This window comes from Ruegeria sp. AL2 (genome assembly GCF_056540845.1).
On the sequence record NZ_JBQFXM010000002.1, the window covers coordinates 147,034 to 161,585 of the forward strand.

At 58.2% G+C, this 14,552-nt stretch carries 14 protein-coding genes and 2 tRNA genes; 3 read left to right on the forward strand and 13 right to left on the reverse strand.

Annotated elements, in window-relative coordinates; translation table 11 throughout:
- Positions 1 to 3: 3 nt before the first annotated feature.
- The 5 genes from ACR0ID_RS04590 to ACR0ID_RS04610 all read right to left on the reverse strand — a co-directional run bounded on the left by ACR0ID_RS04590 (position 4) and on the right by ACR0ID_RS04610 (position 5,587).
- Complete coding sequence (locus ACR0ID_RS04590) at positions 4 to 801, reverse strand: carbohydrate ABC transporter permease (protein ID WP_155139158.1); 798 nt, start codon at positions 799 to 801, stop codon at positions 4 to 6.
- Entirely contained in the window at positions 798 to 1,661 is an 864-nt protein-coding gene (locus ACR0ID_RS04595) for a carbohydrate ABC transporter permease (RefSeq protein ID WP_480493503.1), read from the reverse strand. Before ACR0ID_RS04595 ends, ACR0ID_RS04590 begins: the two co-directional genes overlap by 4 nt.
- On the reverse strand, positions 1,658 to 2,734 hold the full coding sequence (locus ACR0ID_RS04600) for an ABC transporter ATP-binding protein (protein ID WP_480604086.1): 1,077 nt from the start codon (positions 2,732 to 2,734) through the stop codon (positions 1,658 to 1,660). The genes ACR0ID_RS04595 and ACR0ID_RS04600 overlap by 4 nt, the downstream gene beginning before the upstream one ends.
- A 1-nt stretch (position 2,735) precedes the next feature.
- Positions 2,736 to 3,785: an ABC transporter ATP-binding protein gene (locus tag ACR0ID_RS04605; protein WP_480476376.1), complete on the reverse strand. Its 1,050-nt coding sequence runs from the start codon at positions 3,783 to 3,785 to the stop codon at positions 2,736 to 2,738.
- Between the two features lie 62 nt (positions 3,786 to 3,847).
- Positions 3,848 to 5,587 carry an ABC transporter substrate-binding protein gene (locus ACR0ID_RS04610; RefSeq protein ID WP_480476378.1) on the reverse strand — a complete coding sequence of 580 codons (1,740 nt, stop codon included), beginning with the start codon at positions 5,585 to 5,587 and terminating at the stop codon, positions 3,848 to 3,850.
- A 475-nt stretch (positions 5,588 to 6,062) separates the two neighbouring features.
- On the opposite strand from ACR0ID_RS04610, the gene ACR0ID_RS04615 reads away from it, so the two are divergent.
- Positions 6,063 to 6,845 (forward strand): DeoR/GlpR family DNA-binding transcription regulator, encoded by a 783-nt coding sequence (locus tag ACR0ID_RS04615; protein WP_480604088.1) that lies wholly within the window; start codon positions 6,063 to 6,065, stop codon positions 6,843 to 6,845.
- A 65-nt stretch (positions 6,846 to 6,910) separates the two neighbouring features.
- On the opposite strand, the gene ACR0ID_RS04620 is transcribed toward ACR0ID_RS04615, so the two are convergent.
- The 6 genes from ACR0ID_RS04620 to ACR0ID_RS04645 all read right to left on the reverse strand — a co-directional run bounded on the left by ACR0ID_RS04620 (position 6,911) and on the right by ACR0ID_RS04645 (position 11,734).
- A tRNA-Glu gene (locus ACR0ID_RS04620) sits at positions 6,911 to 6,985 on the reverse strand.
- 26 nt (positions 6,986 to 7,011) lie between these two features.
- Positions 7,012 to 7,086 (reverse strand) — tRNA-Glu (locus ACR0ID_RS04625).
- A 98-nt stretch (positions 7,087 to 7,184) separates the two neighbouring features.
- Positions 7,185 to 8,927, reverse strand: a complete 1,743-nt coding sequence (gene recJ, locus ACR0ID_RS04630; protein WP_480604090.1) for a single-stranded-DNA-specific exonuclease RecJ — start codon at positions 8,925 to 8,927, stop codon at positions 7,185 to 7,187.
- 93 nt (positions 8,928 to 9,020) lie between these two features.
- Positions 9,021 to 10,004: a class II fructose-bisphosphatase gene (glpX, locus tag ACR0ID_RS04635; protein ID WP_480516517.1), complete on the reverse strand. Its 984-nt coding sequence runs from the start codon at positions 10,002 to 10,004 to the stop codon at positions 9,021 to 9,023.
- Between the two features lie 69 nt (positions 10,005 to 10,073).
- Entirely contained in the window at positions 10,074 to 11,360 is a 1,287-nt protein-coding gene (locus ACR0ID_RS04640; protein WP_480516520.1) for a homoserine dehydrogenase, read from the reverse strand.
- 125 nt (positions 11,361 to 11,485) lie between these two features.
- A complete protein-coding gene (locus tag ACR0ID_RS04645) occupies positions 11,486 to 11,734 on the reverse strand; it encodes a hypothetical protein (protein ID WP_480604092.1) in 249 nt (82 codons plus the stop codon).
- 102 nt (positions 11,735 to 11,836) lie between these two features.
- On the opposite strand from ACR0ID_RS04645, the gene ACR0ID_RS04650 reads away from it, so the two are divergent.
- On the forward strand, positions 11,837 to 12,424 hold the full coding sequence (locus ACR0ID_RS04650; RefSeq protein WP_480604093.1) for a TetR/AcrR family transcriptional regulator: 588 nt from the start codon (positions 11,837 to 11,839) through the stop codon (positions 12,422 to 12,424).
- A gap of 21 nt (positions 12,425 to 12,445) precedes the next feature.
- Here the strand turns inward: ACR0ID_RS04650 and ACR0ID_RS04655 are convergent, their stop codons facing one another.
- A complete protein-coding gene (locus ACR0ID_RS04655) occupies positions 12,446 to 13,357 on the reverse strand; it encodes a pirin family protein (protein ID WP_480516526.1) in 912 nt (303 codons plus the stop codon).
- 157 nt (positions 13,358 to 13,514) lie between these two features.
- Here ACR0ID_RS04655 and ACR0ID_RS04660 point away from each other — a divergent pair, with 157 nt between their 5' ends.
- Positions 13,515 to 13,994, forward strand: a complete 480-nt coding sequence (locus ACR0ID_RS04660) for a hypothetical protein (protein ID WP_480476394.1) — start codon at positions 13,515 to 13,517, stop codon at positions 13,992 to 13,994.
- On the opposite strand, the gene ACR0ID_RS04665 is transcribed toward ACR0ID_RS04660, so the two are convergent.
- Entirely contained in the window at positions 13,956 to 14,552 is a 597-nt protein-coding gene (locus tag ACR0ID_RS04665; RefSeq protein ID WP_480516528.1) for a TadE/TadG family type IV pilus assembly protein, read from the reverse strand. The two genes, ACR0ID_RS04660 and ACR0ID_RS04665, sit on opposite strands and share 39 nt — an antisense overlap.

Sequence of the window (14,552 nt, forward strand, 5' to 3'; positions counted from 1 at the left end):
ACCTCACACTCGTCCCATCGCGAAGCCACGCGCGATGTAGTTGCGAACAAACCAGATGACGATGGCACCGGGGATGATGGTCAGGGTGCCCGCGGCGGCCAGCAGACCCAATTCGTACCCGGCACTGGATGCTGTGCGGGTCATCACGGCAGCGATGGGTTTGGCTTCAACCGCTGTCAGGGTCTTAGCCAGCAGCATTTCAACCCATGAGAACATGAAGCAGAAGAACGCCGCGACACCGACACCTGCCTTGATGTTGGGCAGGAAGATTGTCACGAAGAAGCGCGGGAACGAATATCCATCCACATATGCGGTTTCATCGAGCTCCTTTGGGATACCACGCATGAACCCTTCCAGAATCCACACCGCCAGCGGCACGTTGAACAGCGTATGGGCCAAAGCCACGGCCAGATAGGTGTCGAAAAGGTGGATCGACGAATATAGCTGGAAGAATGGCAGGGCGAACACGGCCGCCGGGGCCATGCGGTTGGTCAACAGCCAGAAGAACAGCTGCTTGTCGCCGAGGAACCGATAGCGTGAGAACGCATAAGCCGCAGGCAGGGCAACGCAGACGGAAAGCACTGTGTTCAGAGTTACATAGGTAATCGAGTTGATGTAACCCCAGTACCACGTCGGGTCAGTGAAGATGGTGATATAGTTTTCCAGCGTAAAAGTCTGGGGAAACAAGGAAAAGCCCGACAGGATCTCGTTCGTGGTCTTGAAGGACATCGCCACCAGCCAATAGATCGGAAGCATCAGGAACGCGATATAGAGGATCGGGATGATGGACCGCTTTTTCATTCTGCGTCGTCCTTTGTCATCAGAGTGTAGAAGAGCCACGACACCAGCAGCGTGATGGCGAAATAAATCAGGCTCATCGCTGCCGCCGGGCCAAGGTCGAACTGCCCCAGCGCGATCTTCACAAGGTCAATCGACAGCAGGGTGGTCGAGTTGCCGGGACCGCCCCCGGTCAGAACAAAAGGCTCGGTATAGATATTGAAGCTGTCCATGAACCGCAGCAGAACCGCGATGGTCAGAACCGTCTTCATCTTTGGCAGCTGGATATAGCGGAACACCGACCACGGGCTGGCGCCGTCGATCTTGGCGGCCTGATAATAGGCGTCGGGGATTGATACGAGGCCCGCATAGCACAGCAGCACGACCAGCGACGTCCAGTGCCACACATCCATGACGATGACGGTGATCCAGGCCGAAAGCGGCTGTTGCGTCATGTCATAGTTGATGCCTAGCACGTCATTCAGGAAATATCCCAGCAATCCAATCTTGGGCAGGGTGAAGATGTTCCACATCGACCCTACAACGTTCCAAGGGATCAGCATCGGCAAGGCCATCAGCACCAGACAGACAGGCACCCAAAAGCCTTTGCGCGGCATCGACAGGGCGACGATGATGCCCAGCGGTACCTCGATGATTAGGATCAGGAAGGTGAACAGAAACTGCCGTCCAAGTGCTGCCTGAAACCGGTCGGATCGCAGGATCTGTTCGAACCAGCCCAGTCCTTCCCAGAAGAACTGGTTGTTGCCGAAGGTTTCCTGCACCGAGTAGTTGACCACCGTCATCATAGGCACCAGCGCGTTGAACGCTACCAGCGCAAGTACGGGCAGGACAAAGAACCACGCCTTTTGGTTTTCCGTTCTCATTGCACCCGCTCCTGAGTTGCGATCCAGCCGTCGCGGTAGACGCGGGATTGTTCGGGTTTGAATTGCAAAAAGACCTGTGATCCCGGTTCCGGTACACTGTGTTCGGTCACGACCTTGAGGGCGATGTTGCCGACCACGGCGCTGACCACATAGTGGCGGCCGATATCGGCGACCTTGGTCACATGTGCCGGAATGCCAGTGTCGCCGAAACCTACATATTCCGGGCGGATACCCAAATCGGTGCGGCCGCCGTCACCGTGTGTGGGACCTTCCAGCATGACCTCGTGCCCTTCAAATACGGCGCGGTCGCCTTTGGCTTCACACGGAAGGACATTCATACCCGGCGAGCCGATGAAATGGCCGACAAATGTGTGCTGCGGCCGTTCAAACAGTTCGACCGGCGTTCCGATCTGAACCACTTCACCGTCTTGCATTACCACCACCTCGTCGGCGAAGGTCAGCGCCTCGGTCTGGTCGTGTGTCACGTAGATCATTGTGGCCTGCACGCGCTGGTGCAGCTCTTTCAGCTTGGATCGCAGTTTCCATTTCAGGTGCGGGTCGATCACGGTCAGCGGTTCATCGAACATCACCGCATTCACGTCGTCGCGAACAAGGCCGCGACCCATCGAGATCTTCTGTTTGTTGTCCGGGCTCAGGCCCGATGCGCGGGTGTTCAGCATATCCGTAACATCCAGCATCGCGGCGATTTCCAGAACACGGCGCTTGATTGTCGCGGGATCAACACCCCGGTTCTTCAACGGGAAGGCCAGGTTCTCGCCCACGGTCATCGTGTCGTAGATCACCGGAAATTGGAAAACCTGCGCGATGTTGCGTTGGTCCGGGGACAGGGCTGTGACGTCTTGATCATCGAACAGTATCCGGCCTTCCGAGGGGGTAAGAAGACCGGATATGATGTTCAGCAGCGTGGACTTGCCACAACCTGATGGCCCCAACAGCGCATAGGCCCCGCCATCGCGCCACGTGACGTCGATTTCCTTCAGCGCATAGTCCTCGGGGCCTTTTGGCGATGGCAAATAGCTGTGTCGGAGGTTTGAAAGCTTGATCTGTGCCATGTCAGGCCACCCTTTTGCCGTCTTGGCTGAAGTACCGGCAATGCGCCGGGTTCATATAGAAACTGTGATCTTCGCCGACCTGATAGGGATGCACACCGGCGGCGAGTGAAACCCAGGCTTCATCACCATGTTGGAAATGCGCGCTGGAATCCGAACCTGACAGTTCGGTCACGATCACACGTCCGGTCAGTTCGACGTCGGCGTCAGACGTACGAAATGGCGTCACGCGATGAGGGCGCACGGCGACCATATATTCCCCATCGGCCATGTCCGAGACAGCCCAGCCGACATTGCCTGCCAATTGCGCCCGGGCGCTGGCAACGGTGATACGAGCCACATTGATAGGCGGGTCCGAGAATACACGCGCCGCGGCAATGTTTTCCGGATTACGGTAGATGTCGGTGGTTGGGCCGAATTGGGTCACGCGGCCGTCTTCCATCAGCGCGGTGTAGCCCCCCAGCAGCAATGCCTCTTCAGGCTCCGAGGTGGCGTAGACAACGACGGCCCCGCGACCAGCGAACAGGTCGGGCAGTTGTTCGCGCAACTCTTCGCGCAGTTTATAATCAAGATTCGCCAGCGGCTCATCAAGGAAGACGGCGCGGCTTTCTTTTGCAATGGCACGCGCCAGCGCGGTTCGCTGTTGTTGCCCGCCCGACAGCTCATGCGGGCGGCGGTGGAGCATGGGGCGCAATTGCAGCAGATCGGCGGCCTCTTCCACGCGGCCATCGATCTCGGACTTGGCCATGCCAGCCACGCGCAGAGGCGAGGCGATATTGTCGAATACGGTCATATGCGGGTAGTTCACGAAGAACTGGTGCACCAGGCTGATCTGCCGCTTTTGCGTGTTCAACCGTGTCACGTCCTGCCCGTCCATCAGGACCTTGCCCGAGGCGATCGGGTCCAACCCGGCCATCATCTTGATCAGTGACGTTTTTCCGGAACCTGTCGCGCCCAATAGCACGTTGAAATGGCCGGTTTGCAGCGTCAGGTTTGTTGGCTTGATATGGATGACGTTGCCGACCCGTTTGGTCGCGTCTTGAAGTTCGATCATCTGGGAAACTCGCGGGGCATTCAGGGGTAGGCCGGGCTTAAGCCCGGCCTACGATGTTGCTTTTACTGGGACTGCCAGCGCTTAACCAGTTCGTCATAGTTGACGGTCTGGCCCTGCGGCTTTTCGTTTTCCAGCTTGGCCTTGGGCGAACCCGCTTTTTCCAGCCAGAATGCGTCGTCCTGCGGTTCATTCAAACGCGGGCCACAGCCACCGTAGACACCGGCACTTTCATCCGCGGCCTGCATACGGGCCATGGTGATGTCCATCTCTTCGGCCAGACGGTCCATCGCCTCTTGCGGGGTGAAGGCGCCCGAGTTCACGTCACCGATCTGCTGCCACCAGATCTGGGCCAGCTTTGGATAGTCCGGTACGTTGATGCCGGTCGGCGACCATGCCACGCGGTCAGGCGAGCGATAGAATTCGACCAGACCACCCAGCTTGGATGCACGTTCCGTGAACGACTCGTGGTTGACCGAACTGTCGCGGATGAAGGTCAGACCCACATGGGACTTCTTCACATCAACAGTCTTGGACGTAACGAACTGGGCATAAAGCCAGGCTGCCTGCGCACGATCCGAGGGGGTTGATTTCAGGAACGTCCAGGAACCCACGTCCTGATAGCCAACCTTCTGGCCTTCTTCCCAGTAGGGGCCGTGCGGGCTGGGCGCCATCCGCCACAGCGGCGTGCCTTCGTCATCCACGGTGTTGTTGCCTTCGGACTTCGGCTTCACCATGTCGGCGGTAAAGGCGGTGTACCAGAAAATCTGCTGGGCCACGTTGCCCTGGCTCAGTGCCGGCAGCGACTGGTAGAAGTCGTAAGACGCCGCACCTGGAGGCGCGTAGGCCCGCAGCCATTCGTCCCATTTGCGGATCGCATAGACCGCTGCGGGGCCATTTGCAGCACCACCGCGCGACACCGAGGCGCCGACCGGGTTACAGGTGCCCGCTTCCATGCGGATGCCCCATTCGTCAACCGGAATACCGTTCGGCTCGCCCTTGTCACCGGCACCGGCCATCGAAAGCCAGGCGTCGGTCATGCGCCAGCCAAGGTCAGGCGCGCGCTTGCCGTAATCCATGTGGCCGTAGATCGCCACGCCGTCGACTTCTTTCACGTCATTGGTGAAGAACTCGGCGATGTCTTCATAGGCCGACCAGTTGACCGGAACGCCCAGATCATAGCCGTATTTCTCTTTGAACGCGGCCTTGTTGGCCTCGTCATCGAACCAGTCCTTGCGGAACCAGTAAAGGTTCGCAAACTGCTGGTCGGGAAGCTGATACAGCTTGCCGTCCGGCCCGGTGGTGAACTGAATGCCCATGAAGTCATCCAGATCGATTGTTGGCGAAGTTGTCGCCGCCCAGTCGCCGCCCATCATGTCGGTCAGTGGATAGGCCAGTTGCAGGCGCGAGTGGGTACCAATCAGGTCACTGTCGTTGACATAGCCGTCATACAGGTTCCGACCTGTCTGCATCTGGGTCTGAACAGCCTGGACCACTTCGCCTTCGCCAAGGATCTGGTGATTGACCTTGATGCCGGTGATTTCTTCAAAAGCCTTGGTCAGAACCTCCGACTCGTAAGAATGCGTCGGAATACCTTCGGACAGGACGTTGATTTCCATGCCAGCGTAGGGCTGTGCAGCTTGGATAAACCATTGCATCTCGGCCATCTGTTCGTCTTTCGACAAGGTCGATGGCTGGAATTCGTCGTCGATCCAACGTTGTGCTGCGGCTTCGTCGGCCCAAGCGGACCCGTGCCCCGCAATGACGGCAGCCGCCGCCACTGCGGAAAGTAGATGTCTCCGCATCTGTCTCCTCCCAAAAATTATGGTTCTCCGGCGGGAACCGGATGCAGAACAGCATCAGCGATTTTTTGCGTATGTGTCAAACTAAATTTTTAGTAATTGACGTTCAGGCATTCAGAAGACAGGTGATTCGAGCGTCCTTCCAGTGCAGAGATTGATTGTAAACAACTAATTTTGCTTGTGAAAATCTATTGAGTTCAAGCGGGGTAAATAGGGAAATCCACCGTGACTCAATGCGGGCTTGTAATGACGGCTGGCGCGCAGAATTGCACTCGTGTTTCGTGAGGCACCGACACTGATCCGGCACTGAGTGGGAAGTCAGGCAAACCAGCTTCCCAGATCATTATTGCTAAAACTCAGTGCTCATATAGCACCAATCCGGTCCGACAAAAGGCCGGATGTGGCAATGCGGATGTGGCACTGCCTTGCCGTTCACGGTATTCCGTGTCCATATAAAGAAAATTTCCGGAGCCGGTTCGTGAAGAAGAATACCCTCAACACCCATCGTGAGCTGGAATTGCTTGATGCCCTAAGACGTTTGGGTGGAACGGCCCGGAATTCAGATTTGGCGAATATGCTCGGCGTCTCCGAAGAGACGGTGCGCCGAACGATCAAAGCCTTGTCAAAGGCGGGTACGGTCGAGCGCGTTCATGGCGGTGCCTATCTTGCCGGAGTGCAGGGCGCCCCCAACTTCTTTCACCGGATTTCGCAAGACGCGGATGAAAAGCGTTTGATCGCCGGGCATACCGCGAAACTGGTTCGCGATCAGATGACCGTTTTCCTGGATGTGGGATCGACGACTGCCTTTGTCGCCGAAGAACTGCGCCAGGTCAGTAACCTCACGGTTGTCAGCAACTCCATCGGTGTCGTGCAGACCTTGGCCGGGGTCAACGGAAACCGGGTGCACCTTTTGGGGGGGGAGTTGCAGATCGATGAAAGGGGTACTTTTGGTCACGTCACCCATAAGCAGCTGCAACGCTATGCCTTTGACATCGTGATCCTGAGCACGGATGCGATTTCAGACAGCAAAGGGTTTCTGTATCAAAGCGCGGCCGAAGCGGATCTTGCATCGGTGGTGGTCAGGTGTGCGGACCAGGTTGTTATGGCTGCAGCGCATTCCAAGTTTGGTGAAAGGGCACCTTATGTGGGGCCGGATCCTCGGCTGGTGCATTCGTTGGTCACGGATGCTGTGCCAAAAGGTGGGGTGGCCAGATTCCTTGACCGTTGGGGCATCGAAATTCAGATCGTTGATGACAGCTAGGTTGCTGTTTTCAGGCGCAGCCCGGATGGTCTTGGTGCTTTGGGATGGAAGAAGCTAAGGAAGAGTGGCAGCCCGTAGGGGAATCGAACCCCTCTTTCCAGGTTGAAAACCTGGCGTCCTAACCGATAGACGAACGGGCCACTTGGTATCAGGTCACAAGCGCAAATGGCAGCCCGTAGGGGAATCGAACCCCTCTTTCCAGGTTGAAAACCTGGCGTCCTAACCGATAGACGAACGGGCCACGCTGGCTTGTGGAGGGCCTTTTACGGTTTCGCCGTGACCCCCGCAAGCGTAAAAACGCAGGGATTGGAAAGTTTTTTAGCGCACCAAAGCTGCGTGTTAACGGGCTTCTGCCGCGTCCTCCAGCCTGAGCTGCACAGATTGGCGTCCGCCCCAGGTGTTGACCTCTAGCCGACCCGCAAAATGAAAGCGCGCACCGCCATGATTTGACAGTTTTTCGCCCATCGGCCCGTCAAAAGCACCAAAGGCAATCGCATCCAGCCCGCCGCCCATTCCATCGGTCAGCGACAGTTTCAGATGCGATTCACCGACCCGTTTGGCAAAGCGAACCTGCAGGTCAGGCAACGCATAGCGCGGGGCCGGAGCACCGGCGCCAAACGGTCCGGCCTGTTCGATCTGCTCGATCAGATCCACGGTTGCCGCGCCGGGCATCAACGCGCCATCCAGTTTAAAATCCGCAGGACCGCCCTGGCCGGCCCCCTGTCTGGCCAACAACTCGCTCAGGCGCTCCATTGCGGGTTCCAACTGATCGCGCATGACGGTCAAACCTGCGGCCATCTTGTGGCCGCCTCCTTTGACCAGCAACCCTTCGGCCGCCAGACGCTGGATCGAAGCCCCAAGATCGACGCCAGAAACCGAGCGGCCCGAACCCTTACCCTCATCCCCATCAAAACCGATCACGATTGCCGGTCGATTGGCTGTCTCCTTCAGCCGAGAGGCCACGATACCAACGACACCGGGGTGCCAGCCCTCGCCTGCCGCCCAGACCAAAGGGGCGTCCAAGCCACGCGCCTCGGCCTGCGCCAGCGCGGCGGAACGCACCGCGTTTTCAATGTCGCGGCGCTCAGTGTTCAATGCATCCAGACGTTCGGACAACGCCTGCGCCTCATGCAGAGAATCGGTACTCAGCAAGCGCGCGCCCAGATCGGCCTGACCGATCCTTCCCCCGGCATTCACACGGGGCCCAAGCAGAAACCCCAGGTGATAACTGTTGGGTGCTGTATCCATGCGCGAGATATCGGACAGCGCGACAAGGCCGGGGCGCTGCCGCTGTGCCATCACTTTCAGCCCCTGTCGCACCAGGGCGCGGTTAGCTTCTATCAGCGGCGCCACATCGGCAACGGTCGCCAGGGCCACCAGATCCAGAAGGGCCATCAGGTCCGGTCCCCTTGCGCCTGCGTCACGCAGCTGGCGACCGGCTTCGACCAGCATCAGAAACACCACGCCTGCCGCGCAAAGATAACCAAGATCGCCGCTTTCATCCTGTCGGTTTGGATTTACCACAGCGACGCAATCGGGCAGCGTCTCGCCCCCCAGATGGTGGTCCAGAACGATCACATCCGCACCCGAAGCCGCCGCAATCGGATCATGGCTGAGCGTGCCGCAATCAACGCAGATGATCAGGTCATGCCTGGCCGCAAGCTCCTGCATTGCGGGAACGTTGGGGCCATACCCTTCGTCGATCCGGTCCGGCACATAAAGCGTCGCCTGCACGCCCATCTGCCGCAGCCAGACCAGCAGCAACGCGGCAGAGCTGCCGCCATCGACATCGTAATCTGCAAACACCGCGATTTTCTGACGATTGCGGACGGCTTCCAGAAAGCGCGTGGCGGCAACTTCCATATCCTTTAAGGCCCGCGGATCAGGCAGCAACTCCTTCAGCTTTGGGTCAAGAAAGCCGGGCGCCTCCGATACCGGCACGCCGCGCCGGGCCAGAACTTGGCAAACGGCACGGGGCAGGTCGGTTTGTTGCGCCATCATCTCGGCCGCCCGCTCAATCTCGGGGCTAGGTCCAACCCAAAGCCGTCCCGTCAGTGATTGCTCGACTCCAAGAAAACTCATTGCTCGCCTCTTATGCGCCAAGGCCGGACCCTTGCGGACCCGGCCTCTTCACCTTTTCAGAAATACTCTGGCCGAAGGCAACGGCGCAAGCCGTTATGAATTGTCATGCGGCCAAGTCGGCGTGCGGTAGGACATGCGGCGTACCGACCCGGTCTTGGACCGCATCAACAGCGTTGTGGTTTCCACCCAGCCGGGCTCGCGCTTGATCCGGGGCAGCAAAGAGCCGCCAGTCACGCCGGTGGCGGCAAAGATCACATCCGCCGTCACCATCTCATCACGTGCATAAACTCGGTCCAGATCGGTGATGCCAGCCTTGGCGGCCCGGCTACGTTCGTCATCGTTCCGGAACAACAGGCGGCCAAAAATCTGCCCGCCCATACATTTCAGCGCAGCGGCGGCCAACACACCTTCGGGCGCGCCGCCCTGGCCCATATACATGTCGATGCCGGTCACTTCGCTTTCGGCGCAGTGCATGACACCCGCCACGTCACCATCAGTGATCAGACGGATCGCGGCACCGGTTTCGCGCACTTCGGCAATCATCGCTTCGTGGCGCGGGCGTTCCAGAATGCAGACGGTGATGTCGGCCGGTTTGCACCCCTTGGCCTTGGCCAGCGCTTCGACACGCTCGCGCGGCGTCATGTCCAGATTGACAACGCCTTCCGGCAGACCCGGGCCAACCGCCAGTTTGTCCATATAGACATCCGGCGCGTGCAGCATCGAGCCGCGCGGGCCCATTGCGATGACGGTCAGTGCGTTCGGCATATCCTTGGCGGTCAGCGTGGTGCCTTCCAGCGGATCCAGTGCGATATCCACGCCGGGGCCATTTCCGGTGCCAACCTCTTCGCCGATATACAGCATCGGTGCTTCGTCACGCTCGCCTTCACCGATGACCACGACACCTGCTATATCCAGCAGGTTCAACTGTTCCCGCATCGCGTTCACTGCGGCCTGATCCGCGGCCTTCTCATCGCCCCGGCCCACAAGCGAAGCCGAAGCCAGTGCAGCCTGTTCTGCCACCCTCGCCAGCCCCAGAGACAGCAGGCGGTCATTGAAATCGGTCTTGGCAGCACTCATGTTTCTGTATCCTCTGGTCAGTATAGCCGTGTCTTCCGGCATAGCTTGCGTTTCATGCAGGCCGCAAGGTCAAACCGCTTCAATCCGCAATGCAACCGGGTCGCCTGCCACCACATCGGTTTCGCGGAAACCCTCCAACGCGACGTCCAGCGCCGTTCGGGTGGTCTTATGGGTGACGATCAGTACAGGCGCTGTGCTTTCGGCATGTGCATATTGGCGCATCCGGTCGATTGACACCCCGGCATTGCCCAGAATGGCCGCAACCTTGGCCAATGCACCAGGTTTATCCAGCAGGCCCAGTCGCAGATAATACGGCGCAGGTCGGCCGGTGACGGCGGGAACTGCGGTTTCAAGCGTGGTGGCCGGGCGGCCAAAGGTCGGGATCTGCAATCCGCGCGCCAGATCGCAGACATCGCCCATCACAGCGCTGGCTGTTGGGCCTTCGCCCGCGCCGGGGCCGCGCAGAACAACCTGCTCAACCGCGTCGCCTTCGATCACGACCATATTGGTGCCGCCTTCCAGCTGGCCCAGTGGTGAGTCACTGGGTACCAGGCAGGGCTGCATACGTTGCTCCAGCCCGCGCGCGGTGCGCTGCGCCACGCCCAGCAGCTTGATGCGAAAGCCCATGTCTTCGGCCTGGTCGATGTCGTCCAGGCTGATCTGCTGGATACCCTCAATCTCGATCGCGTCGAAATTCGGCTTGGTCCCAAACGCAATCGAGGATAGCAGGGCCAGCTTGTGCGCAGCGTCGATACCCCCAACGTCCAGATTGGGGTCTGCCTCCAGATATCCTAATTCGGCGCATTCATCGAAAAGGGCATTATAGCCCTGACGCTGCGACTGCATCCGAGTCAGAATGTAGTTGCACGTCCCGTTCATCACTCCCATCACGCGGGTGATCTCGTTACCCGCCAGACCTTCGGTCAGGGACTTGATCACCGGGATACCACCAGCGACAGCGGCCTCAAACCGGATCACACGACCGGCGGCCTCGGCTTTTTCAGCCAGTTCCTGCCCGTGGATAGCCAGCAACGCCTTGTTGGCCGTGACCACATCCTTGCCACTGGCCAATGCTGCTTCGACCGAGGCTTTGGCTGGACCATTCTCGCCACCCATCAATTCGACGTAAACGTCTATGTCGTCGCGTTTTGCCAATGCAACCGGATCAGTTTCCCAGGCATAGTCCGACAGGTTCACGCCACGGTCCTTGTTCGGGTCGCGCGCGGAAACAGCCACGATTTCAATCGAACGGCCTGTACGGGCCTGCAACAACTCTGCATGGCGGCGGACGATCTTGACGACACCCACGCCGACCGTTCCCAAGCCCGCAATTCCAAGCCGCAGTGCCTGTGTCATGTCGTGGTCCTTTTCAGCTCGAGTATTTTTGGTGTCGGATGCTTGTCCAATCAGCGCTGCCTTAGCGGGTTCAGGCCAAGGGTGCAATCCGTCACCGGGGGATAGTGGGGGTGATTTATGGCGCGTCAGTTGGTTTGCGCGTTTTGTAGCGCCTGCGCCTTTTGAGCCAAGGCATTGCTGCGTTGTGTCAGTTCGTCTTCGACGGCTGCTGCCTGATGGATCGGATCCACCGGTGGCCCCAAGGTTTCCTGCAGCGGAATAAGGCGCGGGTAGGCGGCGGATCTGACCGCAGCCTGTTCGCTGCCTTCCAGCTCGGGAATGTCCGCACAGGCGGAACAAAACAGAAAAAGTGGCAAAACAGGCAGCAGTTTCATGTCGCAGGCTTTTCGGTCTTTGTTGCCCCATCGTGATGCACGTTTTGACGAAATCGTTCAAGCGGGGTTCTATATGAACATCTGTTCATATACTGTAGGCCCATGGCACGCACTCAAGGCTCACATTCCGACATAACCGGCCCGCGTATCCGCAAGGCTGCGCTGCACCTGTTCGCCCGCTATGGGTATGCCGCCGTCTCGATGCGGCAGATCGCGAAAGAGGTCGGGGTCCAGGCAGGCGCGCTTTATAACTATACGCCCGACAAACAGAGCCTTTTACACCGGTTGATGCGCGAACACATGCAGGACCTGCTTGAGGCGCAAGATGCAATGGGCCGTTGCGACGATGCAAAAGACGCCTTGCGCCAGTTTATCGGCTTTCACATCCGCTTCCATTTGCAACGCCCCGACGAAGTTTTCATCGCCTATATGGAGTTGCGCAATCTTTCACCCGAAAACTTTGCTGAAATCGAAGACCTGCGGCGCCAATACGAAAACGTGCTGGAAAGCATCCTTGCTTCAGGGCAGCAGGCCGGACATTTCGCAATTTCGGACACGAAGATTGCAACGCTGGCCGTGATTGCCATGCTGAATGGCGTGATGACCTGGTACCGCTCGGGCGGTCGCCTGTCTCTGGACGAGGTCGAGGAGATCTATTGGAACATGGTGCACAAGGCAGTGACGGCCTGACAAAGTCAAACCGTCACGCTGTTAGTGCGCGGGGCGAATGAACGTACCATTGCGCAGCTCGCGAAATGCCTGTTCCAGTTCGGCCCGCGTGTTCATCACGATGGGGCCATGCCAGGCGACGGGTTCGTTGATGGGAGCCCCTGAGATCAGTAGGAACCGCACGCCTTGGGGGCCAGCCTGAACGGTGATTTCATCGCCAGTGCCAAAACGGACAAGCGTGCGATCCCCAGACATGTCGCGGATATTGACCTCTTGCCCGGCGATTTCCTTTTCCAGCAGCACACCTGTCGGCTGCGAGGCATCGGCAAAGGCGGCCTGACCCTGAAACACATAGGCGAAAGCACGGCGATACGTATCGATCCGGAAAGTTTTCTTCACACCCGCCGGGACAGAGATATCCAGATATTGCGGGTCAGCAGCTATCCCGTCTACGGGTCCAGTCTTACCCCAGAAATCACCTACGATCACCCGCACTGTCGTGCCATCGTCATCGGTGATTTCGGGGATATCCTTGCTTTGGACGTCCTGATAGCGCGGGGCGGTCATCTTCTGGTCCGAAGGCAGGTTGCCCCACAACTGGAAGCCGTGCATCTGGCCTGAGATGTTGCCGCTTGGCATTTCCTGATGCAGGATACCGGATCCGGCGGTCATCCATTGCACATCACCGGCGCCAAGCGTGCCGGTGTTGCCCAGCGAATCCGAATGTTCGACCGTGCCGGTCAGGACGTAAGTGATCGTTTCGATCCCCCGGTGCGGGTGCCAGGGAAAACCGGCCTGATAATCCTGCGGGCGTTCATTTCTGAAATCATCAAACAGCAGAAAGGGATCCAGTTCGGACGGGTCCTGAAACCCGAATGCGCGGTGAAGTTTCACACCAGCCCCTTCCATTGTGGGGATGGCTTTGCGTGTTTCCAACGTCGGTCTAAGGGACATGTTTGCCTCCGTTTCATCCGGGCAGCATGTAATCTCTGCGCCACAGCAGTCAATTTGCACAAAATAACCGGACCTGTGCGAAATTGTTTTGCAGCCAAACCCCTGTTGTTTCCGGCGCAAAATGGCTAGATCGAAGTGGATCAGACAGGAGACATCCATGCAGGACGACGTGTTGGCAACGATTCAGGCCTCATCCCCCAGACGATGGACCGGGGTAGGGATGCTGACAACGGTTGGAATGCTGGTTACCTATGTCGCGCTGGCATCGCCGCCCGAACCGGTTTGGCAGGTGTTTCTGTTTGTCGTTGGCGGTGCATCGCTTTGGCTGGCGCTTCGGGTATGGCGCGCCACAGAAGACTGTATCGAACTGACCCGGACCGAGTTGCGAACGGGATCGGGTCAGGTCATCGCGGAAGTGGCCGATATTGAAACGGTGGATCGGGGTGTATTCGCGTTCAAACCGTCAAACGGCTTTCTGGTCCGTACGCGAAACAAAGCGGCGAACCGCTGGGCTCCGGGATTGTGGTGGCGGGTGGGTCACCGGGTTGGCGTGGGCGGCATGACATCTGCCGCCGAAGCCAAGTTCATGTCCGAAATTCTATCCGCTATTTGTGCAGACGAACGGGGTCCTGGATAAGTTACACGCAACTTCGTTAGTAAAGCGGGGACGGGTGAAGATGAAGTTCTCAAAGGTGATACCTGTCGCAAAGTCCCAACCCGGTCTAAACGTGGGGATGTACTCATTCGACGTTTCGACCAGAATGACCGTATCCTGATTGGGCATCGGCGGCAGGCGATCTTCGATTTCATCGATGCTGTTGTCGTCCCACTCATTGTCAAAGCCGCGAACGGTCGACCAGCGCACATAGTGGCGTTTATCGTCCTCATCGTAAACGATCAGCGAGACACGCATTTTCACGTCTGACCGGTTATTGATCATCTTGCCCGCCAAATCGTGCAGCGAGTCGATATACACATCTGTTACGGCCTGCGTTTCACGCGAAATCAGGTCGCTGATTGTATAAGCTGCCTTCAGATTGGACGCGCTTTGACGAAACCCCTCGAATGCTGTGAACGTGAACGTAATCGTCCATAACATCAGTGGAAAAATCATGAGGGCTTCTACGGTCAGAATGCCACTTTCGTCTTTCTTGAAGACTTTGACGCGATTTCTCAGATTTTGGAGTACAGACAT

Bases quoted from the DNA above. Each gene is read 5' to 3' on its own strand.
- ACR0ID_RS04650 (WP_480604093.1), top strand. From the start codon at position 11,837: ATGGCACGCACTCAAGGCTCACATTCCGACATAACCGGCCCGCGTATC.
- ACR0ID_RS04610 (WP_480476378.1), bottom strand. From the start codon at position 5,587: ATGCGGAGACATCTACTTTCCGCAGTGGCGGCGGCTGCCGTCATTGCG.
- ACR0ID_RS04665 (WP_480516528.1), bottom strand. From the start codon at position 14,552: ATGTCTGTACTCCAAAATCTGAGAAATCGCGTCAAAGTCTTCAAGAAA.
- ACR0ID_RS04645 (WP_480604092.1), bottom strand. From the start codon at position 11,734: ATGAAACTGCTGCCTGTTTTGCCACTTTTTCTGTTTTGTTCCGCCTGT.
- glpX (WP_480516517.1), bottom strand. From the start codon at position 10,004: ATGAGTGCTGCCAAGACCGATTTCAATGACCGCCTGCTGTCTCTGGGG.
- ACR0ID_RS04655 (WP_480516526.1), bottom strand. From the start codon at position 13,357: ATGTCCCTTAGACCGACGTTGGAAACACGCAAAGCCATCCCCACAATG.
- recJ (WP_480604090.1), bottom strand. From the start codon at position 8,927: ATGAGTTTTCTTGGAGTCGAGCAATCACTGACGGGACGGCTTTGGGTT.
- ACR0ID_RS04590 (WP_155139158.1), bottom strand. From the start codon at position 801: ATGAAAAAGCGGTCCATCATCCCGATCCTCTATATCGCGTTCCTGATG.
- ACR0ID_RS04640 (WP_480516520.1), bottom strand. From the start codon at position 11,360: ATGACACAGGCACTGCGGCTTGGAATTGCGGGCTTGGGAACGGTCGGC.
- ACR0ID_RS04605 (WP_480476376.1), bottom strand. From the start codon at position 3,785: ATGATCGAACTTCAAGACGCGACCAAACGGGTCGGCAACGTCATCCAT.
- ACR0ID_RS04600 (WP_480604086.1), bottom strand. From the start codon at position 2,734: ATGGCACAGATCAAGCTTTCAAACCTCCGACACAGCTATTTGCCATCG.
- ACR0ID_RS04595 (WP_480493503.1), bottom strand. From the start codon at position 1,661: ATGAGAACGGAAAACCAAAAGGCGTGGTTCTTTGTCCTGCCCGTACTT.
- ACR0ID_RS04660 (WP_480476394.1), top strand. From the start codon at position 13,515: ATGCAGGACGACGTGTTGGCAACGATTCAGGCCTCATCCCCCAGACGA.